We start from the raw sequence: 21910 nt of genomic DNA on the forward strand, positions 1-21910 counted from the left end.
AGGTGGTTAAATAACAAAAATATGCAAAATCTCAATACAATTTTGTCTCAGGAGCAATAATGAAAGCCACCTCTGAAGAACTGGCAATTTTTGTCGCCGTTGTGGAAAACGGAAGTTTCAGTCGTGCGGCAGTGCAACTCGAACAAGCAAATTCAGCTGTGAGTCGTTCGGTAAAGAAACTAGAGATGAAGTTGGGTGTGACACTTCTTAATCGTACAACGCGCCAGTTGAGCTTGACTGAGGAAGGTGAGCGCTATTTCCGCCGCGTACAGCAGATCTTGCAAGATATGACCACCGCAGAAAATGAGTTGATGGAAACCAGACAAAGCCCGCGTGGTTTACTGCGTATCGATGCTGCCACACCAGTAATGCTACATCTTTTAATGCCGTTGATTAAACCATTCCGTGAACGTTACCCGGATGTGACACTTTCTCTCATTTCATCAGAAACATTCATAAATCTGATTGAGCGCAAAGTAGATGTTGCTATACGCGCAGGTACTTTGACTGACTCAACTCTACGAGCCAGACCGCTTTTTACCAGCCGCCGTAAAATTATCGCATCACCAGAATATTTAGCGCAGCATGGCTTACCACAATGTGCAGAAGATCTTCAGGATCATATTTGCCTGGGTTTTTCTGAGACGGAGAGTTTGAATAAATGGCCTGTCGCACAGTCTGATGGGTTACGGTATGACATAACACCAGGAATAACCTCAAACAGTGGTGAGACTCTCAAGCAACTTTGCCTGAATGGGAATGGGATAGCCTGCCTTTCTGACTATATGATTAACAGGGAAATTGCTGAGGGGAAGTTTGTCGAATTACTGGCTGATAAGTTACTGCCGGTAGAGATGCCATTTAGCGCGGTGTATTACAGTGATCGGGCCGTGAGTAGTCGGATACGAGCGTTCATTGATTTTCTGAGTGAACATGTTCAACAGCCCCCGCAGGGGCTGTAATGGGTAATCAATCCCACTCAGGAGCCAAACCTTCTGGGCTAACCAGCCGGTCATTGCAATCCAGAGCAGCAATAGTAGTCATATCTTCAGTATCGAGAAGCACAGCCTGTGCTTGTAAATTACTTTGCAAATTCTCGCGCTTAGTCGAAGAAGGAATGACTGCGTAACCCAACTGCATTGCCCACGCCAAAATAACCTGGGCCGGAGTCGCATTATGTTTCAGTGCAATCTGGCTAATCACTTCGTCTTTCAGAGCCTTGCCATAGGCAAGCGTCATATATGACGTTATATGAATCCCCTGCTCTTGTGCCCATTCAACTACCTTGCGATTCTGTAAGTAAGGTGAAAGCTCAATCTGGTTAGTTGCAATATTTTCAGCCCCAACGGTATCAATAGCCTTCTGCATCAGATCAATATTGAAGTTAGAAACACCAATATGGCGAGTCAAGCCTTCACTTTTTGCTTCCAACAATGCCTGCATGAATTCTTCTACCGAAACAGCATTATTCGGTGAAGGCCAGTGAATAAGAGTCATATCAACGTATGGCGTACGCAGTTTACGCAAACTTTCCTTCAGACTTGGAATTAATTGGTCTTTGCCAAGATTCTCAATCCAAATTTTGGTGGTGAGAAACAGTTCATCACGCCCCACTCCACTTTCTTCAATCGCCTGGCCGACTGCAGCTTCATTATCATAGATTTGAGCTGTATCTACGGCACGGTATCCCAGTTCAAGAGCAGTTTTTACCGATGCGATAACAACGTCGTCTTTTAAGCGAAAAGTACCTAAACCAAATGCAGGAATTGTCATTTTTTACCTCGTTGGGGGATATATATTTGTTATACGAGGATTATGGAGGTGATTACTTTGCTAAAAAAGAGATCCAAATGCAGAAGATATTTGCGAAATTAACAATAATAAGAAAATTTCCAGTGAATTTTAGACGGCAAAAAGCCCTGAGTCTAAAAGACTCAGGGCTTAATAAGTGGCGGAACGGACGGGACTCGAACCCGCGACCCCCTGCGTGACAGGCAGGTATTCTAACCGACTGAACTACCGCTCCACCGAATTTCTTTACTACCACCAGATGTCACAGTCTGGCTTTTACTGCTTTGAATTTGGAGCCTGGCAGTTCCCTACTCTCGCATGGGGAGACCCCACACTACCATCGGCGCTACGGCGTTTCACTTCTGAGTTCGGCATGGGGTCAGGTGGGACCACCGCGCTAGTGCCGCCAGGCATATTCTGTTTTGTTAACCGTTGTGTTATCCACACAACCATCAACTTAATCTCGGTTCAAGCTGAAAATCAAATGTCATAGTCTCTCAACCAAAACACCTTCGGTGTTGTAAGGTTAAGCCTCACGGATCATTAGTACTGGTTAGCTCAACGTATCGCTACGCTTACACACCCAGCCTATCAACGTCGTAGTCTTCAACGTTCCTTCAGGACCCTTAAAGGGTCAGGGAGAACTCATCTCGGGGCAAGTTTCGCGCTTAGATGCTTTCAGCGCTTATCTTTTCCGCATTTAGCTACCGGGCAATGCCATTGGCATGACAACCCGAACACCAGTGATGCGTCCACTCCGGTCCTCTCGTACTAGGAGCAGCCCCCCTCAATTCTCCAGCGCCCACGGCAGATAGGGACCGAACTGTCTCACGACGTTCTAAACCCAGCTCGCGTACCACTTTAAATGGCGAACAGCCATACCCTTGGGACCTACTTCAGCCCCAGGATGTGATGAGCCGACATCGAGGTGCCAAACACCGCCGTCGATATGAACTCTTGGGCGGTATCAGCCTGTTATCCCCGGAGTACCTTTTATCCGTTGAGCGATGGCCCTTCCATTCAGAACCACCGGATCACTAAGACCTGCTTTCGCACCTGCTCGAGCCGTCACTCTCGCAGTCAAGCTAGCTTATGCCTTTGCACTAACCTCACGATGTCCGACCGTGATTAGCTAACCTTCGTGCTCCTCCGTTACGCTTTAGGAGGAGACCGCCCCAGTCAAACTACCCACCAGACACTGTCCGCAACCCCGATTAGGGGTCTACGTTAGAACACCAGCCATTAAAGGGTGGTATTTCAAGGTTGGCTCCACAAGAACTGGCGTCCTCGCTTCAAAGCCTCCCACCTATCCTACACATCAAGGACCAGTGTTCAGTGTCAAGCTATAGTAAAGGTTCACGGGGTCTTTCCGTCTTGCCGCGGGTACACTGCATCTTCACAGCGATTTCAATTTCACTGAGTCTCGGGTGGAGACAGCCTGGCCATCATTACGCCATTCGTGCAGGTCGGAACTTACCCGACAAGGAATTTCGCTACCTTAGGACCGTTATAGTTACGGCCGCCGTTTACCGGGGCTTCGATCAAGAGCTTCAGCTTGCGCTTAACCCCATCAATTAACCTTCCGGCACCGGGCAGGCGTCACACCGTATACGTCCACTTTCGTGTTTGCACAGTGCTGTGTTTTTAATAAACAGTTGCAGCCAGCTGGTATCTTCGACTGCCTTCAGCTCCATCCGCAAGGGACTTCACCTACCGACAGCGTGCCTTCTCCCGAAGTTACGGCACCATTTTGCCTAGTTCCTTCACCCGAGTTCTCTCAAGCGCCTTGGTATTCTCTACCTGACCACCTGTGTCGGTTTGGGGTACGATTTGATGTTACCTGATGCTTAGAGGCTTTTCCTGGAAGTGCGGCATTTGTTACTTCAGCACCGTAGTGCCTCGTCATCACACCTCAGCGTTGAATAAGAGTCCGGATTTACCTAAACTCTCCGCCTACATGCTTAAACCGGGACAACCGTCGCCCGGCTAACATAGCCCTCTCCGTCCCCCCTTCGCAGTAACACCGAGTACAGGAATATTAACCTGTTTCCCATCGACTACGCCTTTCGGCCTCGCCTTAGGGGTCGACTCACCCTGCCCCGATTAACGTTGGACAGGAACCCTTGGTCTTCCGGCGAGCGGGTTTTTCACCCGCTTTATCGTTACTTATGTCAGCATTCGCACTTCTGATACCTCCACCAGACCTCACAGTCCAGCTTCAACGGCTTACAGAACGCTCCCCTACCCAACAACGCATAAGCGTCGCTGCCGCAGCTTCGGTGCATGGTTTAGCCCCGTTACATCTTCCGCGCAGGCCGACTCGACCAGTGAGCTATTACGCTTTCTTTAAATGATGGCTGCTTCTAAGCCAACATCCTGGCTGTCTGTGCCTTCCCACATCGTTTCCCACTTAACCATGACTTTGGGACCTTAGCTGGCGGTCTGGGTTGTTTCCCTCTTCACGACGGACGTTAGCACCCGCCGTGTGTCTCCCGTGATAACATTCTTCGGTATTCGGAGTTTGCATCGGGTTGGTAAGCCGGGATGGCCCCCTAGCCGAAACAGTGCTCTACCCCCGAAGATGAGTTCACGAGGCGCTACCTAAATAGCTTTCGGGGAGAACCAGCTATCTCCCGGTTTGATTGGCCTTTCACCCCCAGCCACAAGTCATCCGCTAATTTTTCAACATTAGTCGGTTCGGTCCTCCAGTTAGTGTTACCCAACCTTCAACCTGCCCATGGCTAGATCACCGGGTTTCGGGTCTATACCCTGCAACTTAACGCCCAGTTAAGACTCGGTTTCCCTGCGGCTCCCCTATACGGTTAACCTTGCTACAGAATATAAGTCGCTGACCCATTATACAAAAGGTACGCAGTCACCCCATAAAAGAGGCTCCCACTGCTTGTACGTACACGGTTTCAGGTTCTGTTTCACTCCCCTCGCCGGGGTTCTTTTCGCCTTTCCCTCACGGTACTGGTTCACTATCGGTCAGTCAGGAGTATTTAGCCTTGGAGGATGGTCCCCCCATATTCAGACAGGATACCACGTGTCCCGCCCTACTCTTCGAGTTCACAGCATGTGTATTTTTGTGTACGGGAGTATCACCCTGTACCCTGCGACTTTCCAGACGCTTCCACTAATACACAAACTGATTCAGACTCTGGGCTGCTCCCCGTTCGCTCGCCGCTACTGGGGGAATCTCGGTTGATTTCTTTTCCTCGGGGTACTTAGATGTTTCAGTTCCCCCGGTTCGCTTCGTTAAGCTATGTATTCACTTAACGATAGTGCAACGAATTGCACTGGGTTTCCCCATTCGGAAATCGTCGGTTATAACGGTTCATATCACCTTACCGACGCTTATCGCAGATTAGCACGTCCTTCATCGCCTCTGACTGCCAGGGCATCCACCGTGTACGCTTAGTCGCTTAACCTCACAACCCGAAGATGTCTCGTAAGACACAATCGTATGTTGTGAAAATTTGAGAGACTCGAACACACCTCTATTCCTTCCTTATTACGGAGGAAGGAAACAGTGTGTCGTTTCAATTTTCAGCTTGTTCCGGATTTTTAAAGAGCAAATACTTCTCAGCACACTGTTAAACAGTACACTTAGAAGTATTGGGTGAGCATGAAATGATGGTGGAGCTAAGCGGGATCGAACCGCTGACCTCCTGCGTGCAAGGCAGGCGCTCTCCCAGCTGAGCTATAGCCCCATCGATTTCGTAAAACCTTTGATTTACCTTTAACTTCTCATCAGGCAAGGCGCGTCACCGCGAAGCATACTAAAGTATGTGAGCGGGGTCGCAACACAGCATGGAGAGAAGTTTGGTAGGCCTGAGTGGACTTGAACCACCGACCTCACCCTTATCAGGGGTGCGCTCTAACCACCTGAGCTACAAGCCTATAAGGTTTTACTGCTCGTTTTCTATCAGACAATCTGTGTGAGCACTACGCAAGTTCGTATCTATTAGGTAAGGAGGTGATCCAACCGCAGGTTCCCCTACGGTTACCTTGTTACGACTTCACCCCAGTCATGAATCACAAAGTGGTAAGCGCCCTCCCGAAGGTTAAGCTACCTACTTCTTTTGCAACCCACTCCCATGGTGTGACGGGCGGTGTGTACAAGGCCCGGGAACGTATTCACCGTAGCATTCTGATCTACGATTACTAGCGATTCCGACTTCACGGAGTCGAGTTGCAGACTCCGATCCGGACTACGACGCACTTTATGAGGTCCGCTTGCTCTCGCGAGGTCGCTTCTCTTTGTATGCGCCATTGTAGCACGTGTGTAGCCCTACTCGTAAGGGCCATGATGACTTGACGTCATCCCCACCTTCCTCCAGTTTATCACTGGCAGTCTCCTTTGAGTTCCCGGCCGAACCGCTGGCAACAAAGGATAAGGGTTGCGCTCGTTGCGGGACTTAACCCAACATTTCACAACACGAGCTGACGACAGCCATGCAGCACCTGTCTCAGAGTTCCCGAAGGCACTAAGCTATCTCTAGCGAATTCTCTGGATGTCAAGAGTAGGTAAGGTTCTTCGCGTTGCATCGAATTAAACCACATGCTCCACCGCTTGTGCGGGCCCCCGTCAATTCATTTGAGTTTTAACCTTGCGGCCGTACTCCCCAGGCGGTCGACTTAACGCGTTAGCTCCGGAAGCCACTCCTCAAGGGAACAACCTCCAAGTCGACATCGTTTACGGCGTGGACTACCAGGGTATCTAATCCTGTTTGCTCCCCACGCTTTCGCACCTGAGCGTCAGTCTTTGTCCAGGGGGCCGCCTTCGCCACCGGTATTCCTCCAGATCTCTACGCATTTCACCGCTACACCTGGAATTCTACCCCCCTCTACAAGACTCTAGCCTGCCAGTTTCGAATGCAGTTCCCAGGTTGAGCCCGGGGATTTCACATCCGACTTGACAGACCGCCTGCGTGCGCTTTACGCCCAGTAATTCCGATTAACGCTTGCACCCTCCGTATTACCGCGGCTGCTGGCACGGAGTTAGCCGGTGCTTCTTCTGCGAGTAACGTCAATCACTGTGGTTATTAACCACAATGCCTTCCTCCTCGCTGAAAGTACTTTACAACCCGAAGGCCTTCTTCATACACGCGGCATGGCTGCATCAGGCTTGCGCCCATTGTGCAATATTCCCCACTGCTGCCTCCCGTAGGAGTCTGGACCGTGTCTCAGTTCCAGTGTGGCTGGTCATCCTCTCAGACCAGCTAGGGATCGTCGCCTAGGTGAGCCATTACCTCACCTACTAGCTAATCCCATCTGGGCACATCTGATGGCAAGAGGCCCGAAGGTCCCCCTCTTTGGTCCGAAGACGTTATGCGGTATTAGCTACCGTTTCCAGTAGTTATCCCCCTCCATCAGGCAGTTTCCCAGACATTACTCACCCGTCCGCCGCTCGTCACCCAGGAGCAAGCTCCCTGTGCTACCGCTCGACTTGCATGTGTTAGGCCTGCCGCCAGCGTTCAATCTGAGCCATGATCAAACTCTTCAATTAAAAGCTTGATTTGCTTCAACTCGTGAAGCGGTGCTCAAAAATTAACTTTCGTAATAATTCACTTAAATGAATTACTGCTTGGTCACTCTTCAAGACTTGATATTTTTTTGATACCCGAAGGTATCTGAGATATCAATCCTGCGAGTGCCCACACAGATTGTCTGATAAATTGTTAAAGAGCAGTGAGTTACGCGCTTTCGCTTGCTAACTCGAGGTGGCGTATATTACGCTTTCCTCTTTCAGAGTCAAGCGTTTATTTTCGCTTTTCATCTGGCTGACGGGCCGGTTTGTAAGCCGTTGTGCCGTGTCAGTGGAGGCGCAGTATAGGGATTTTCTGGAGGCTGACAACCCCTATTTTCAAAATAATTGCCAACCGTTTAACTTTTGAGCGTAACGTCTATTTTTGACGCGCTTTTATCGCTTTTGGTAGGTCTGCGAGGCTATTAATAACAATATCAGCCGCGGCTTCGCTTTGCTCAGTGACCGGTTTACCTGTACGAACCAATACTTTTGTCCCGACTTGTGCCGCTGAAGCTGCTTGCATGTCTTCTAACTTGTCTCCAACCATATAAGAAGAAGCCATATCTATATGAAGGAACTCTTGAGCTGAGAGCAGCATCCCCGGTTGTGGTTTACGACAATCACAGGTTTGGCGAAACTCTTCTACTATTGCCTCAGGGTGATGTGGGCAATAATAGATACCATCAAGGTCAACACCACGGTCAGCTAAGGACCAGTCCATCCACTCAGTCAGATTTTCAAAATCAGCTTCAGTAAACATGCCACGGGCAATGCCAGACTGGTTAGTGACAAGAACTAACGCATAACCCATTGCTTTTAACTCACGCATTGCGTCAATCACACCATCAATGAACTCAAACTGATCAACTTCATGGACATAACCATGATCAACATTAATGGTGCCATCACGATCGAGAAAAATAGCGGGAACAGACTGTGCCACTTGGAAACTCCTGATACTGGGGATTTGGTGTAGTATCGCATGAATTACTATTTGGGCGAGAACAGACAATCATTCGCTGATTGATTTAGACGTCTGGATGCCTTAACATCCATATCGATAACGGTCATCGCCCGTTATCGGCAGCAGAAAATGCCACGGCTTACACTCATACGATAATAAATAACCTAATGATAAAACTTTCTAATATCACCAAAGTGTTCCAGCAAGGTAACCGCAGCATACAGGCGTTGAATAACGTCAGTCTGCATGTTCCTGCTGGGCAAATTTATGGCGTGATTGGCGCATCTGGTGCAGGGAAAAGCACATTGATCCGTTGTGTGAACCTGCTTGAGCGTCCAACACAAGGTTCTATTCTGGTCGATGGCCAGGAATTGACGACTCTTTCTGAAAGCCAACTAACCAAAGCACGTCGTCAGATTGGCATGATTTTCCAGCACTTTAACTTACTCTCTTCCCGCACTGTGTATGGCAACGTCGCTTTGCCTTTAGAGTTGGACAATACACCGCGCGAAGAAATCAAACGCCGCGTATCTGAATTACTCGATTTGGTCGGTCTGAGCGAAAAGCACGATGCGTACCCAGCCAACCTCTCTGGTGGACAAAAGCAGCGTGTTGCGATTGCTCGAGCGCTGGCAAGCAACCCGAAAGTTCTTCTATGCGATGAAGCCACCAGCGCGCTTGATCCAGCAACAACACGTTCCATTCTCGAACTGTTGAAAGATATTAACCGCCGTCTTGGTCTGACTATTCTATTGATTACCCATGAAATGGATGTTGTAAAACGCATCTGTGATTGTGTCGCGGTGATTAGCGACGGTGAATTAATAGAACAAGATACGGTAAGTGAAGTGTTCTCTCATCCGAAGACACCACTTGCACAACAGTTTATTCAGTCCACTCTGCATCTGGATATTCCTGAGGATTACGCGCAACGCTTAAGTACAGAAAAGAGTGGAGATACCGTTCCATTGCTGCGCCTGGAATTTACCGGCCAATCGGTTGATGCGCCGTTACTTTCCGAAACAGCCCGTCGCTTTAATGTGAATAGCAATATCATCAGCGCGCAGATGGATTACGCCGGTGGTGTGAAGTTCGGCATTATGCTGTGCGAGTTGCATGGAGAACATCAGGATATGGACGCTGCGATCGCATACTTGCAGCAGCAACATGTAAAAGTAGAGGTGCTGGGTTATGTCTGAGCCAATGATGTGGTTACTCCTTAAAGGAGTGTATGAGACGCTGGCAATGACTTTTGTGTCTGGCTTCTTTGGCTTCGTGCTTGGGCTACCTGTTGGTGTGCTCCTCTATATTACACGTCCGGGTCAAATCAGCGAGAACGCCAAGCTTTATAACAGCCTTTCGGCGTTAGTAAATATCTTCCGTTCTATACCGTTCATTATATTGCTGGTATGGATGATTCCGTTTACCCGCACCATTGTCGGCACTTCAATTGGCCTGCAAGCGGCAATCGTTCCATTAACCGTAGGTGCAGCACCGTTCATCGCACGTATGGTGGAAAACGCCCTGTTAGAAATCCCATCGGGTCTGATTGAAGCTTCACGCGCAATGGGTGCAACTCCAATGCAAATCATCCGCAAAGTTCTGCTGCCAGAAGCACTGCCAGGTCTGGTAAATGCAGCCACCATTACACTGATTACTCTCGTAGGTTATTCCGCGATGGGCGGTGCCGTTGGTGCCGGTGGCTTAGGTCAGATTGGTTATCAGTATGGTTATATCGGTTATAACGCTACCGTGATGAATACGGTATTAGTGTTATTGGTAGTATTAGTGTATTTAATTCAATTCTCTGGCGATCGTATCGTCCGGGCTGTAACTCACAAATAATACGTTCAACACAACATCGTTTTTTACACATAGTAAGGAAAGGATATGTCTTTTAAATTTAAAACCTTTGCGGCAGTTGGTGCTCTGATTGGTTCTCTGGCACTAGTGGGTTGTGGTCAGGACGAGAAAGATCCAAACCATATTAAAGTAGGCGTCATTGTTGGTGCTGAGCAGCAGGTTGCCGAAGTTGCGCAGAAAGTCGCAAAAGAGAAATACGGCCTGGATGTTGAGCTGGTTACTTTTAACGACTACGTTCTGCCTAACGAAGCACTGAGCAAGGGCGATATCGATGCTAACGCTTTCCAACACAAACCATACCTGGATCAGCAGATCAAAGACCGTGGCTACAAACTGGTTGGTGTAGGCAATACTTTCGTTTACCCGATTGCTGGCTACTCCAAAAAAATCAAATCTGTAGATGAACTGCAAGCTGGCGCGCAAATCGCTCTGCCAAACGACCCAACTAACCTTGGCCGTTCTTTGCTGCTGCTGCAAAAACAAGGTCTGATTAAACTGAAAGATGGCGTGGGTCTGCTGCCAACCGTTCTGGACGTAACTGAAAACCCTAAAAATCTGAAGCTGGTTGAACTGGAAGCTCCACAGCTGCCACGCTCCCTGGACGATGCTCAGATTGCGCTGGCTATCATCAACACCACTTACGCAAGCCAGATTGGCCTGACTCCAGCGAAAGATGGTATCTTCGTTGAAGACAAAGACTCTCCATACGTGAACCTGATCGTTTCCCGCGAAGACAATAAAGATGCAGAAAACGTGAAGAAATTCGTTCAGGCTTACCAGTCTGACGAAGTTTACGAAGCAGCAAACAAAGTCTTCAACGGCGGCGCAGTAAAAGGCTGGTAAGTTTCCATTCTTTTATTTTTGCGTAAATATACTAAGGCGGGCGAAAGCCCGTCTTGTTATTTGTGCAATAGCTTGATTCAATAATCGCGTTTTATCATTCATTGAGGAAAAATTATGCGTGCTTTACCGATCTGTTTATTAGCAGTCATGCTGAGCGGCTGTACGATGCTAAGCAGATCCCCTGTTGAGCCTATCAAAAGCACCGCAACACCACCGAAACAGGAGCCTGCTAAACCAAAAGTCGTGCGCCCTGCCCCCGTAAAAATCTATACCAATGCTGAAGAGTTAGTGGGTAAACCTTTCCGTGATCTCGGTGAAGTCAGCGGCGATTCATGCCAGGTGAGCAATCAAGATTCTCCACCGAATATCCCAACTGCCCGCAAACGCTTGCAAGTCAACGCCTCAAAAATGAAAGCCAACGCAGTGTTATTGCATAGCTGTGATGTTACCAGCGGCACACCAGGTTGCTACCGGCAGGCCGTTTGTGTAGGTTCGGCATTGAACGTATCGGCAAAATGACAGCGTTTAGCTTTGAGCAGATTGGCGTTATTCGCTCCCCCTATAAAGAGAAGTTTGCCGTTCCCCGTCAGCCCGGTTTAGTGGCTGATGGCGGTGGCGAGTTGCATTTTCTGCCACCGTATAACGTGGCAGATGCGGTTCGTGGCCTCGAAGGCTTTAGTCATTTATGGCTGCTATTTGTTTTTCATCAAACGATGGCTGGCGGCTGGCGGCCCACGGTGCGCCCACCTCGTCTGGGTGGCAATGCCCGAATGGGTGTTTTCGCTACGCGTTCGACATTCCGACCAAATCCCATTGGAATGTCATTAGTTGAACTGAAAGGCATTCGCTGCCAAAAAGATCAGGTCATTTTGCAATTGGGGAGTCTCGATTTGGTCGATGGCACACCGGTGGTTGATATCAAACCTTATTTGCCATTTGCTGAAGCTGTACCAGAAGCCATTGCGGGATACGCGCAAAATGCCCCCGTAGCCGATATGCCGGTTTATTTCACACCTGAAGTACAGCAGCAGTTATTGCTGCTTGAGAAACGTTTTCCCCACATTGAGCGTTTCATCCGTCAGGTACTGGCTCAGGACCCTCGCCCGGCTTATCGCAAAGCTGAAGAGCCAGGTAAAAGCTACGCCGTTTTATTGCTGGATTTTAACGTCCGCTGGCGTGTTACCGAGCTAGGTTCAGAAGTGTTTGCCGTTGAGAACCGTTAATTTATCTCCCTTCTCTTTTGACATTCCTGCCACACTGGTAAACTAAAACACTTATTTTGCATCAGGCTACTCAGGTAGCCAGTTATCTGCCGTTCAAATGGAACCGTAACAACATGCGTACTAGCCAATATCTGCTCTCCACATTGAAGGAGACACCAGCCGACGCCGAGGTCATCAGCCATCAACTGATGCTGCGCGCCGGGATGATCCGTAAACTCGCTTCAGGTTTGTATACCTGGTTGCCGACCGGTCTGCGTGTCCTGAAAAAAGTCGAAAACATCGTGCGTGAAGAGATGAACAACGCCGGTGCCATCGAGATGTGCATGCCCGTGGTTCAGCCCGCAGATTTGTGGCAGGAGAGCGGTCGTTGGGAACAGTATGGCCCGGAGCTGCTGCGTTTTGTTGACCGTGGCGATCGTCCATTTGTCCTCGGCCCAACTCACGAAGAAGTCATCACTGACTTGATTCGTAATGAACTCAGCTCTTACAAACAGCTGCCACTGAACTTCTTCCAGATTCAGACTAAGTTCCGTGACGAAGTTCGCCCACGTTTCGGCGTGATGCGTTCCCGTGAATTCCTGATGAAAGACGCTTACTCTTTCCATACTTCTCAGGAATCCTTGCAGGAAACTTACGATGCGATGTATCAGGCTTACAGCAAAATATTCAGCCGTATGGGTCTGGATTTCCGCGCAGTAGAAGCTGATACCGGTTCTATCGGCGGCAGTGCATCTCACGAATTCCAGGTGCTGGCACAAAGCGGCGAAGATGATGTCATCTTCTCAACCGAGTCTGATTACGCAGCTAACATCGAATTTGCTGAAGCGGTTGCTCCAGTTGGCGGCCGTGCGGCACCGACTGTTGAAATGACGCAGATCGACACCCCGAACGCAAAAACCATCGCTGAGCTGGTTGAGCAGTTCAATCTGCCAGTTGAAAAAACAGTGAAGACTTTGATGGTCAAAGCCACCGAAGGGAGTGCTTATCCTCTGGTTGCTCTGCTGGTTCGTGGCGATCACGAACTGAACGAAGTCAAAGCAGAGAAACTGCCACAGGTTGCCAGCCCACTGACTTTCGCGACCGAAGAAGAAATTCGTGCAGTTGTTAAAGCAGGCCCTGGTTCACTTGGCCCAGTCAATCTGCCTATTCCGGTGGTTGTTGACCGTACTGTTGCGGCGATGAGCGACTTCGCTGCGGGTGCAAACATCGACGGTAAACACCTGGTTGGTATTAACTGGGAACGTGATGTTGCGCTGCCAGAAGTTGCCGACATTCGTAACGTGGTTGAAGGCGACCCAAGCCCTGATGGCAAAGGAACTTTGCTGATTAAACGCGGCATCGAAGTGGGCCATATCTTCCAGCTCGGCACCAAATACTCTGAAGCGATGAAAGCATCTGTTCAGGGTGAAGATGGTCGCAATCAGACTCTGACCATGGGTTGCTACGGTATCGGTGTGACTCGCGTAGTAGCAGCTGCCATTGAGCAGAACTATGACGACCGTGGCATTCTGTGGCCAGATGCGATTGCTCCGTTCCAGGTTGCTATTCTGCCAATGAATATGCACAAATCTTTCCGTGTGAAAGAGTTGGCAGAAGAGCTGTATTCGACTCTGCGTGCCAAAGGCATTGAAGTACTGATGGATGACCGCAAAGAACGCCCAGGCGTAATGTTTGCGGACATGGAACTGATTGGTATTCCGCACACTGTCGTTATCGGCGATCGTAACCTTGATAGCGAAGAAGTCGAATACAAAAACCGTCGTGAAGGCGAGAAGCAGATGATCAAAACCAGCGAAATCATTGATTTCCTGCTGGCGCAGATTAAACGCTAACAACAATTGTGTTCAGCAAAAAGCCCCGCTAATTTCTTAGCGGGGCTTTTTTTATTCATTTGATTAGTCGTGGCAGGTTTTCTTCGGCTCGAACTTAGCGGCCCGGTCTGCAACCACTGTTTTTCTCAATTCGCCGCTATCAGGTGAAGCCTGTAAGGTAAAGTGTGCTTCAACCACCAGCAACACGGGCTGGAAATCCTCGCCACGCGCGGCCGCATAGCCACGCTCAAGTTCAGCATTGCTGGCAACGTCAAAGGTTTTCCCTGTCGCACAATCCTGGAAAATTGCCGCATCAGCCATGTACTTATACATGCCTTTCATGGTCATTGGTGTCGCAGGCAGAGCGTCTTTCATCGGCTGTAGCGTGTAATTGAGCTGTGACTCAATAGGATTGCCTGTCCTATCCAACATTTCCAGGCTATCACCTTTCGGATGGAAGTAGAGCTTTTCACCGTCGCTTGCGGTCAACACTAATTTATCAGCCGTACGCGCCCAGCTACCGTAAGAGGCAAAAACGGCTGGCTCTTGTGTTCCCTGATAACGCTGATTCATTACCCAGGTACCATCTTTTTCCAAAAACAGCGAGGTTTCAATTCCTGAGCAATCCGCACAAGGTAAAACACCACGGTAGCTTTGCTGCATGGGTTGCAGCTCTGCAACTTGCGTCTGCTGCAACGTTTGAACTTCGGCCCGGTTATTACAGCCAAAAAGAGCGAACAAACTGCACACAGCCACAGCTGACAATAGTATTTTTTTCACCATCTATTCCTTCTGCTGGTCAATTTCTTTGCCGTTCGTCATTCAGGGCGACGGACTTTTCCTCGTAGCGACTTAGTCGTAGATTTTTGTGATTTCGATGCCAGACGGCGCTCTTTTGACGCGCGTGTAGGCCGGGTCGCCCGACGGTTTTTCTGCTCAACGGTTAATTCCTGAATCAAGGAAACGAGCCTTGCCACCGCCGCTTCACGATTCATTTCCTGGCTACGATATTCCTGCGCTTTAATCACAACCACACCATCAGGCGTAATCAGATGATGGCTGGCCGCCAATAAGCGTTCTTTATAATACTCTGGCAGGCTGGAGGCTCGAATGTCAAAACGCAAATGGATTGCCGTTGAGGTTTTATTCACATGCTGGCCACCCGCTCCTTGTGCGCGGATAGCCGTAATGGTGACTTCGTTGTCCGGTATGGCTACCGCACGAGAGACGACAATCATCAATGATGCTGCCAGGCCGTGAAGTGAATTTCGAGATTATTCTCAGCATCAGACAGCCAAATCGCACCATCCTGAATCGTGGCCTGCAAGTTCATTGAGCGCGTGCCGAACTCACACAGCTTCGCCAGTTGCTCATCATCCAGGTACCAGATAGACAAGTTTTGGTATTGCTTGAGTTTATTTTGATGCTGCTGCCACCAGATTTCTGCGGCACGGCTGTTATAAGTAAACAGCGCCACTTCTGCAGATTGGCTACAGGCTTTTTTCAGGCGTTTTTCTTCCGGCAGACCGAGTTCAATCCACAAGTCGATGCCCATATGATCGTTGCGCTGCCAGATTTCAGGCTCGTCTTCAGCACTTAATCCGCGAGAAAACTGCAGGCGCTCATTGGCATATTTAATCCACGCCAGCAAACGCAGCATCATGCGTTCTTGAGTTTCCGAAGGATGGCGCGCAAGCGTCAGGTTGCTATCCAGAAACTGATTTCGATCGAGATCGGCAACATTCACCATCGCTTTATAGATTGTCGCTTTTAACGCCATCACACTTCTCCACACTAATTAGGCAGTCATTGTAACGAAAACCTCGCTAAAACGCTGTTATGTATTCACTGATGTAGAGAGTTACGCTGCTGATATCGCTTTCATCACTGTGGTATAGTCACCTTGCTAAACAGAGTTTATCTTCGTAGGCTTAACTTGCATCCCACGATTAAGTCTGAGGTCGGGACTCTGAAAGGAGGGCGTGTGGAAAAGTATTGTGAATTAGTACGAAAGCGCTATGCGGAAATAGCCAGCGGAGATTTGGGTTACATTCCGGATGCACTAGGTTGCGTCTTGAAGGTGCTGAACGAAGTGGCTTCCAACGAAGCACAACCAGAATCTATCAGGGAACAGGCGGCGTATGCTGCCGCGAACTTACTGGTGAGCGATTATGTCAATGAATGATGCCTATCAACCCATCAATTGTGATGATTATGACAATCTCGAGCTCGCCTGCCAGCATCACTTATTATTGACGCTGGAATTAAAGAGCGGAGAAGTTTTCAAGGCGAAAGCCAGTGACCTGGTATCTCGTAAGAACATCGAATATTTGATTGTCGATGATGCCGGTGCCGCTCGCGAAGTTCGTCTCGATAAAATAACCAGTTTCAGCCATCCTGAAATTGGGACTGTCGTAGTTAGCGAGTCCTGATACGCAAAGTATCCGCATGCGCGGGCAGCCTTACTTGGCTGCCCGTTTTTTTTACTACGGTTTCATGGACGCGTAGTAAGCCGCCAGATTGCTAATATCTTCATCAGACAAACCACTGACGTAAGCCTTCATGATTTCCGCTTGTCCGCCACTACGTTCGCCTTTTTTATACGCTTGCAATGAGTGCTCAAGATACGCCTGGTTTTGCCCCGCCAGATTCGGGTACATCGGTACAGAAACTTTCCCGGTTGCGCCATGACAGGCCACACACATCATGGCTTTCTGTTCACCGGCTGCGGCATCACCTTTTGCCCATACAGGCTGAGCGCACACCAACACACCGGCCAAAATAAATATTCTCTTCACTGCTGATTCTCCTTTTGCCAGTCGACATGCCAGCATGATTGTTCTGTTGCCCTTCCCTCCTGGGTGACAAAAACGCCCAGAGCGGCAATTAATTTTTCGCCGTAATATAACAGCGGTGTTCGCTCGCGTAGCCATGGCGGAATGCCAAATTCCTGCCAGATTTTTTTCAGGCTACGGCCACGATCCCGCCCGACAATGTGGAGCTGCCCGGTAGCCTTAAATCGAATACTCACCGGTTCGTTATCCAGCGGTGCACGAATCTCTTGCCCGGTTGCCACAAGTTGAACCACTCCCAAACCGTCGGGCAAGATTAATGGCTCGAAAGGCGCAGCCCAGCGAACCACTTCATCACCTAACCCATGGATTATTGGCAACCAGTACAGCGCCCCCTGAAAACGACGGACTTCATAGCAGCCAAACTTCAGCCGCGGATTGGCATCCTCACGGCTGGTTGCCACTTCATCCCATAAACGCACAAGTGCTGCTCTGGAAGGCATCACCGCTTTCTGTCTGGCAATCCAACGGCGTAACAGCGCGGCACGACGAACCTCGCTCAACGGCTGCATAGGCTCAATTAACAACGATCCATCAGACTGAATGAGTTCATCGAGTTGTTCGGCCAGCAACTCATCAAGTAGTTGTTCTTGTTCAGCGCACAACTCCGCACTGCGCGCCACGCTTTGCGGGAAATGAGGCCAGCGCTGTTGGATTTCAGGAAGCACTCGCAGCCGTAAGAAATTACGGTCGTAGCTGTCGTCCTGATTACTTTCGTCTTCTATCCAGGTTAGCTGGTGTTCATCCGCCCATGCTTGCAACTGCTGACGCGCTTGCCCGAGCAACGGCCTGATTAATTCCGTCTCGCCCAAAGGCAAGCGCACTGGCATTGCGGATAATCCCGCAGGGCCACTTCCACGCTTTAGGGCCAACAAAAACGTTTCGCATTGGTCGTCGAGATGTTGTGCTGTGAGTAGCACCTCTTCAGGAAGTAATGCTTCCGTCAGCGCCTGATAACGTGCTGCCCGGGCGTGAGCTTCAATGCCTAATCCGTCGTCGGCTAACTGCACTCGTCTGACTTCGCATGGCACGTTCCATTGCAAACACACTTTCTGACAATGCTCAGCCCAATCATCAGCGAAAGGGCTTAAGCCGTGATGAATGTGCATTGCACGAATTTTATAATTTGCAGCCTGGCTGTCACGCAGTGTGACCAATTGATGCAGTAAAACCGTGGAATCCAGCCCGCCACTAAACGCCACCAGCAATTGTTGGTGCGGATGCAGTAATGTGAATAGAGGACGAAGTTGCATAATCAGTAGTTTGAATAAGGATTTGCCCAGCACGTTACTGGGCAACGAGATATGAGGCAAGTGTTACTGCTGATAAAGCTCCAGCGGTAAGCCATCTGGGTCACTAAAGAAAGTAAAACGTTTATCCGTGAAAGGATCGATACGCACGGGTTCGCACTTCACGCCATGCTTCTCAAGATGAACAATCGCGCTATCAATGTCATCAACGTTAAACGCCAAATGGCGCAGCCCACAAGCTTCCGGGCGGCTTGGCCTTGCAGGGGGAAAAGGAAACGAGAACAACTCAATGACATATTGCCCGTTCAGCGCCAAATCCCCTTTCCATGAATCTCGCTCTTCACGATAAGCCTCTGCCTGCAGCGTGAAGCCGAGAATGTCACAGTAAAAATGCTTACTGATTGGGTAGTCCGAAGCAATAATCGCGATGTGATGAACTTGTTTTAAACCCAGCATAAGTGCTCCTTTATCTTTTCCGCACGGTAACTATCGCGCCTTGCTAAATCAAGACCCTAAACCGTTTTTAAGACTCGTACACGGTAGATGCCATCGTCACCCAATTTAGCGCCGTGAATATCGGTTTCAAAGCCGGGATAGTGTTCTCCAACCGAGCACAGCATCAGCAAGAAATCGAGCACGGCGCGGCTTTCATCGGTAATCATCTCACCAGGCATCACCACCGGGACACCCGGCGGATACGGCAAGATCATGTTAGCCGAGACACGGTTTAGTAGTTGTTCAATTTCGACCGTTTCAACGTTGCCTTTCACTTGTTGTTGATAGGCTTTGTGCGGTGTCATTTTCATTTCCGGTAACACATCAAAAGCCCGCAGCATCAGATCGGAAAGGTTGTGCTGCTTAATCAGTTTATGAATGCCTTGCGCCAGATCCTGGATACGCATATTGCGGTAAAAATCTGGGTCTTCGGCATACAAATCTGGCAGCATGTTTTTCACCCGCAGATTGAGGTCATAAGAGCGTTTAAACTCCGTCAAACCACGCAGCAAACTTAAAGCTTTGGTTTTGTCGATGCCAATACTGAACAGGAAGAGCAAGTTATACGGCCCGGTTTTTTCAACCACCACACCACGCTCATCAAGGAACTTCGCCACCAATGCCGCAGGGATCCCCTGCTCGGCCATCGTACCTAACTCATCCATGCCCGGCGTCAGAATGGTGACTTTAATCGGGTCGAGGTACATATGGTCGGCATCAGCATCTTTGAAGCCGTGCCAGTCTTCTTCGCCTGGTGAAATAGGCCAACAAGCCGCTTCGTCTATGTGTTCCGGCTGCCAGATATCGAAGAACCAATCCTCAGTCTCTTCACGTAAACGCTGAACTTCACGACGAAAATGCAACGCACGTTCTACTGAACGGTTGATCAACCGCTTACCTGGGTTACCACGCAGCATCGCTGCAGCCGTTTCAATCGACGCCACCAACGGATAACTTGGCGAGGTCGTGGTGTGCATCATGTAGGCTTCGTTGAAAGTCTCCTCGTCGTAATTCCCTTTGATATGAATCAGAGATGCTTGTGAGAACGCTGCCAGTAGCTTGTGTGTGGATTGAGTTTCGTAAATGACTTTTCCCACGACCCGATCGCCGCTCATGCCACTTTTCCCCTGATAAATCGGATGGAAATTGGTGTATGGCACCCAGGCGGAGTCAAAGTGGATAGACGGAACATCCAGGGTTTGTTTGATAAATTCGGTGTTATACAGCAAGCCGTCGTATGTCGAGTTGGTAATGACCGCATGAACTGGCCACTGCGCATTTTCAGTGTTCGCCACCTTTTCTTCGATGCTCGCGCGCATAAACTCACGCTTCGGAATACCGCCTAAAATCCCCAACGCGTTACGAGTCGGCTTGAGCCAGATGGGAACCAAATCCGTCATCATCAACAAATGCGTCAGCGATTTGTGACAATTACGGTCAATCAACACCGTGCTGCCAGAAGGAGCTGCGTACATACCAACGATTTTATTCGACGTCGATGTACCGTTAGTCACCATGTAGCTCTGTTCAGCACCGAAAGTACGGGCGATGTATTCCTCGGCTTCCAGATGCGGCCCTGTGTGATCCAGTAACGATCCCAGTTCTGTCACCGAAATAGAGACATCTGCCTTGAGAGTATTCGCACCAAAAAAATCGTAGAACAGGCAGCCGACCGGGCTTTTCTGGTAGGCAGTGCCCGCCATGTGGCCAGGTGTGCAGAAGGTATATTTTCCTTCGTTAACATAGTTAAACAGCGCTTTAGTTAACGGCGGAGTGATGTTATCCAGATACTCGTTGGTGTACTGACGGATGCGCAGGGCGATGTCGTCGGCGGCACTGAGAGCATATTCAAAAAACCACAGCGCCATGCGCATTTCGTTGACGCTGACATCCAGCGAAGAGTGCGTATTGATAAACGCATACAGCGGCAAATATTCATTCAGCGCATTAATTTCGCTGCATAAGTCCATGCTGTACTCGTCCCAGTCAAAAATGACACCACAAATACGCGGATTATGTTCGATGAGTTTAAGCAGGTCGGTGCTGTTGGTGGGGTAAATGAGCCGGAAACCTTGCACTTCCAGTGCTTTATGTAACTCTTTAATTGGCTCATCTTTGTAGAAAACACCATGCGGGCCCATGATTGCAATAATATTCAACGCTTACCTCCTGGCAAAAAACCTTTAAGTAAGCATAGTTTATTGAAATCAGGCTGAGGACAAGCTCAGTGGTGTAAAGCTTTTTAAAGTCTGGGATTCAGGCAATAAAAAAGGCCAGAATTTCTTCTGACCTTTCCTGGCAATGCTTCATGCTATCACGCGTAGCCGTAGCTCATCAGACGGTGATAACGACGAGCCAACAGCTCTTCGGTATTCAGCACGTCCAGATCGGCTAAATCAGCCAGTAACTGCGCTTTCAGTGATGCTGCCATTACTTCCACGTTACGGTGCGCACCGCCCAGTGGTTCAGGAATGACGGAATCAATCAGCTTCAGCTCTTTCAGGCGCGGAGCAATGATGCCCATCGCTTCTGCGGCGATAGGGGCTTTATCAGCACTTTTCCACAGAATTGACGCACAACCTTCTGGGGAGATTACGGAATAGGTGCTGTACTGCAGCATATTCACTTTATCGCCCACACCAATCGCCAGCGCACCACCAGAACCACCCTCACCAATTACGGTACAGATGACGGGCACTTTCAGGCCAGACATCTCACGCAAGTTGCGAGCGATAGCTTCGGATTGACCGCGCTCTTCCGCACCCACACCAGGGTATGCGCCTGGTGTGTCGATGAAGGTAATGATTGGCATCTTGAAGCGCTCAGCCATTTCCATCAAACGCAGTGCTTTACGATACCCCTCAGGTGCTGGCATACCGAAGTTACGGCGAATCTTCTCTTTGGTTTCACGGCCTTTTTGATGGCCAATAACCATCACCGGACGACCATCTAAGCGCGCAATCCCGCCAACAATAGCTTTATCGTCAGCATACGCACGGTCACCCGCAAGCTCATCAAACTCATCAAAAGCGAGACGCAGGTAATCAAGCGTATACGGGCGCTGCGGATGACGCGCCAGTTGAGCAATCTGCCATGCCCCTAAATCGGCGAAGATTTTACGTGTGAGTTCTACGCTTTTTTCACGCAGACGCTGCACTTCTTCGTCGAGATTAATATCTAACTTTTCGTCCTGACGGCTAACTGCAGTCAGGGAATCAATTTTCGCTTCCAGCTCTGCAATCGGCTGTTCAAAATCGAGGAAATTCAGACTCATAATATTCCTGT

At 49.3% G+C, this 21910-nt stretch carries 18 protein-coding genes, 3 tRNA genes, 3 rRNA genes and 1 pseudogene; 9 read left to right on the top strand and 16 right to left on the bottom strand.

What is annotated here, in order from left to right; all coding sequences use genetic code 11:
• Positions 1-59: 59 nt before the first annotated feature.
• Positions 60-970 (top strand): annotated as a pseudogene (gene yafC, locus MNO13_RS19595) (DNA-binding transcriptional regulator YafC); the annotation flags it as partial.
• On the opposite strand, the gene dkgB reads toward yafC, so the two are convergent.
• The 8 genes from dkgB to gmhB form a co-directional block, all read right to left on the bottom strand.
• Positions 970-1773, bottom strand: coding sequence for a 2,5-didehydrogluconate reductase DkgB (dkgB, locus tag MNO13_RS19600; protein ID WP_064549339.1), 804 nt, complete (start codon positions 1771-1773; stop codon positions 970-972). The pseudogene yafC and the gene dkgB overlap by 1 nt on opposite strands.
• 176 nt (positions 1774-1949) lie before the next feature.
• Positions 1950-2026 (bottom strand) — tRNA-Asp (locus tag MNO13_RS19605).
• 60 nt (positions 2027-2086) lie between these two features.
• Positions 2087-2202 (bottom strand): 5S ribosomal RNA (gene rrf / locus MNO13_RS19610).
• A gap of 111 nt (positions 2203-2313) precedes the next feature.
• Positions 2314-5222: ribosomal RNA gene (locus MNO13_RS19615) — 23S ribosomal RNA — on the bottom strand.
• 206 nt (positions 5223-5428) lie between these two features.
• Positions 5429-5504 (bottom strand) — tRNA-Ala (locus MNO13_RS19620).
• A 113-nt stretch (positions 5505-5617) separates the two neighbouring features.
• Positions 5618-5694: transfer RNA gene (locus MNO13_RS19625), tRNA-Ile, on the bottom strand.
• A 69-nt stretch (positions 5695-5763) separates the two neighbouring features.
• Positions 5764-7303: ribosomal RNA gene (locus MNO13_RS19630) — 16S ribosomal RNA — on the bottom strand.
• Together the 16S, 23S and 5S rRNA genes with 3 tRNA genes alongside form the textbook arrangement of a ribosomal RNA operon.
• Before the next feature lie 397 nt (positions 7304-7700).
• Positions 7701-8267 (bottom strand): D-glycero-beta-D-manno-heptose 1,7-bisphosphate 7-phosphatase, encoded by a 567-nt coding sequence (gene gmhB, locus MNO13_RS19635; protein WP_064539732.1) that lies wholly within the window; start codon positions 8265-8267, stop codon positions 7701-7703.
• Positions 8268-8455: 188 nt separating this feature from the next.
• Here gmhB and metN point away from each other — a divergent pair, with 188 nt between their 5' ends.
• The 6 genes from metN to proS all read left to right on the top strand — a co-directional run bounded on the left by metN (position 8456) and on the right by proS (position 14049).
• Positions 8456-9487 carry a methionine ABC transporter ATP-binding protein MetN gene (metN, locus tag MNO13_RS19640; RefSeq protein ID WP_064539733.1) on the top strand — a complete coding sequence of 344 codons (1032 nt, stop codon included), beginning with the start codon at positions 8456-8458 and terminating at the stop codon, positions 9485-9487.
• On the top strand, positions 9480-10133 hold the full coding sequence (locus MNO13_RS19645) for a methionine ABC transporter permease MetI (protein WP_064539735.1): 654 nt from the start codon (positions 9480-9482) through the stop codon (positions 10131-10133). The genes metN and MNO13_RS19645 overlap by 8 nt, the downstream gene beginning before the upstream one ends.
• A gap of 45 nt (positions 10134-10178) precedes the next feature.
• Complete coding sequence (metQ, locus tag MNO13_RS19650; protein WP_064539737.1) at positions 10179-10994, top strand: methionine ABC transporter substrate-binding lipoprotein MetQ; 816 nt, start codon at positions 10179-10181, stop codon at positions 10992-10994.
• Positions 10995-11108: 114 nt separating this feature from the next.
• Entirely contained in the window at positions 11109-11513 is a 405-nt protein-coding gene (rcsF, locus tag MNO13_RS19655; RefSeq protein WP_064539739.1) for an Rcs stress response system protein RcsF, read from the top strand.
• Entirely contained in the window at positions 11510-12217 is a 708-nt protein-coding gene (gene tsaA / locus MNO13_RS19660) for a tRNA (N6-threonylcarbamoyladenosine(37)-N6)-methyltransferase TrmO (protein WP_241939158.1), read from the top strand. The genes rcsF and tsaA overlap by 4 nt, the downstream gene beginning before the upstream one ends.
• Positions 12218-12330: 113 nt before the next feature.
• Positions 12331-14049 (top strand): proline--tRNA ligase, encoded by a 1719-nt coding sequence (gene proS / locus MNO13_RS19665; RefSeq protein WP_121814267.1) that lies wholly within the window; start codon positions 12331-12333, stop codon positions 14047-14049.
• A gap of 63 nt (positions 14050-14112) precedes the next feature.
• On the opposite strand, the gene nlpE is transcribed toward proS, so the two are convergent.
• Genes nlpE through MNO13_RS19680 form a run of 3 tightly spaced genes read right to left on the bottom strand, consistent with a single transcriptional unit; the run spans position 14113 to position 15808 of the window.
• Complete coding sequence (nlpE, locus tag MNO13_RS19670) at positions 14113-14808, bottom strand: envelope stress response activation lipoprotein NlpE (protein ID WP_241939159.1); 696 nt, start codon at positions 14806-14808, stop codon at positions 14113-14115.
• A gap of 38 nt (positions 14809-14846) precedes the next feature.
• Positions 14847-15266, bottom strand: a complete 420-nt coding sequence (gene arfB, locus MNO13_RS19675) for an alternative ribosome rescue aminoacyl-tRNA hydrolase ArfB (protein ID WP_064539746.1) — start codon at positions 15264-15266, stop codon at positions 14847-14849.
• The gene (locus tag MNO13_RS19680; protein ID WP_064539748.1) at positions 15266-15808 is read right to left on the bottom strand and encodes a YaeQ family protein; all 543 of its coding nucleotides are present in this window, start codon (positions 15806-15808) and stop codon (positions 15266-15268) included. Before MNO13_RS19680 ends, arfB begins: the two co-directional genes overlap by 1 nt.
• A 204-nt stretch (positions 15809-16012) precedes the next feature.
• On the opposite strand from MNO13_RS19680, the gene MNO13_RS19685 reads away from it, so the two are divergent.
• The gene (locus MNO13_RS19685) at positions 16013-16213 is read left to right on the top strand and encodes a YaeP family protein (protein WP_064540227.1); all 201 of its coding nucleotides are present in this window, start codon (positions 16013-16015) and stop codon (positions 16211-16213) included.
• Positions 16200-16460 (top strand): Rho-binding antiterminator, encoded by a 261-nt coding sequence (gene rof, locus MNO13_RS19690; protein WP_064539750.1) that lies wholly within the window; start codon positions 16200-16202, stop codon positions 16458-16460. Before MNO13_RS19685 ends, rof begins: the two co-directional genes overlap by 14 nt.
• Positions 16461-16514: 54 nt before the next feature.
• On the opposite strand, the gene MNO13_RS19695 is transcribed toward rof, so the two are convergent.
• The 5 genes from MNO13_RS19695 to accA all read right to left on the bottom strand — a co-directional run bounded on the left by MNO13_RS19695 (position 16515) and on the right by accA (position 21899).
• On the bottom strand, positions 16515-16826 hold the full coding sequence (locus MNO13_RS19695; RefSeq protein ID WP_064539752.1) for a c-type cytochrome: 312 nt from the start codon (positions 16824-16826) through the stop codon (positions 16515-16517).
• A complete protein-coding gene (tilS, locus tag MNO13_RS19700) occupies positions 16823-18133 on the bottom strand; it encodes a tRNA lysidine(34) synthetase TilS (protein WP_064540229.1) in 1311 nt (436 codons plus the stop codon). Before tilS ends, MNO13_RS19695 begins: the two co-directional genes overlap by 4 nt.
• A 63-nt stretch (positions 18134-18196) precedes the next feature.
• Entirely contained in the window at positions 18197-18586 is a 390-nt protein-coding gene (locus MNO13_RS19705) for a VOC family protein (RefSeq protein ID WP_241939160.1), read from the bottom strand.
• Positions 18587-18642: 56 nt separating this feature from the next.
• On the bottom strand, positions 18643-20784 hold the full coding sequence (locus tag MNO13_RS19710; protein ID WP_064539756.1) for a lysine decarboxylase LdcC: 2142 nt from the start codon (positions 20782-20784) through the stop codon (positions 18643-18645).
• 155 nt (positions 20785-20939) lie between these two features.
• Positions 20940-21899, bottom strand: coding sequence for an acetyl-CoA carboxylase carboxyl transferase subunit alpha (accA, locus tag MNO13_RS19715; protein WP_064539758.1), 960 nt, complete (start codon positions 21897-21899; stop codon positions 20940-20942).
• Between the last annotated feature and the right edge of the window lie 11 nt (positions 21900-21910).

The sequence above is a fragment of the Buttiauxella ferragutiae genome (assembly GCF_022637515.1).
Taxonomy (GTDB): Bacteria; Pseudomonadota; Gammaproteobacteria; order Enterobacterales; family Enterobacteriaceae; genus Buttiauxella; species Buttiauxella ferragutiae.

Coding starts and splice junctions, on each gene's coding strand:
- tsaA (WP_241939158.1), top strand. CDS start 11,510: ATGACAGCGTTTAGCTTTGAGCAGATTGGCGTTATTCGCTCCCCCTAT.
- MNO13_RS19705 (WP_241939160.1), bottom strand. CDS start 18,586: ATGCTGGGTTTAAAACAAGTTCATCACATCGCGATTATTGCTTCGGAC.
- rcsF (WP_064539739.1), top strand. CDS start 11,109: ATGCGTGCTTTACCGATCTGTTTATTAGCAGTCATGCTGAGCGGCTGT.
- proS (WP_121814267.1), top strand. CDS start 12,331: ATGCGTACTAGCCAATATCTGCTCTCCACATTGAAGGAGACACCAGCC.
- dkgB (WP_064549339.1), bottom strand. CDS start 1,773: ATGACAATTCCTGCATTTGGTTTAGGTACTTTTCGCTTAAAAGACGAC.
- arfB (WP_064539746.1), bottom strand. CDS start 15,266: ATGATTGTCGTCTCTCGTGCGGTAGCCATACCGGACAACGAAGTCACC.
- MNO13_RS19645 (WP_064539735.1), top strand. CDS start 9,480: ATGTCTGAGCCAATGATGTGGTTACTCCTTAAAGGAGTGTATGAGACG.
- tilS (WP_064540229.1), bottom strand. CDS start 18,133: ATGCAACTTCGTCCTCTATTCACATTACTGCATCCGCACCAACAATTG.
- rof (WP_064539750.1), top strand. CDS start 16,200: ATGTCAATGAATGATGCCTATCAACCCATCAATTGTGATGATTATGAC.
- metN (WP_064539733.1), top strand. CDS start 8,456: ATGATAAAACTTTCTAATATCACCAAAGTGTTCCAGCAAGGTAACCGC.
- accA (WP_064539758.1), bottom strand. CDS start 21,899: ATGAGTCTGAATTTCCTCGATTTTGAACAGCCGATTGCAGAGCTGGAA.
- metQ (WP_064539737.1), top strand. CDS start 10,179: ATGTCTTTTAAATTTAAAACCTTTGCGGCAGTTGGTGCTCTGATTGGT.
- MNO13_RS19680 (WP_064539748.1), bottom strand. CDS start 15,808: ATGGCGTTAAAAGCGACAATCTATAAAGCGATGGTGAATGTTGCCGAT.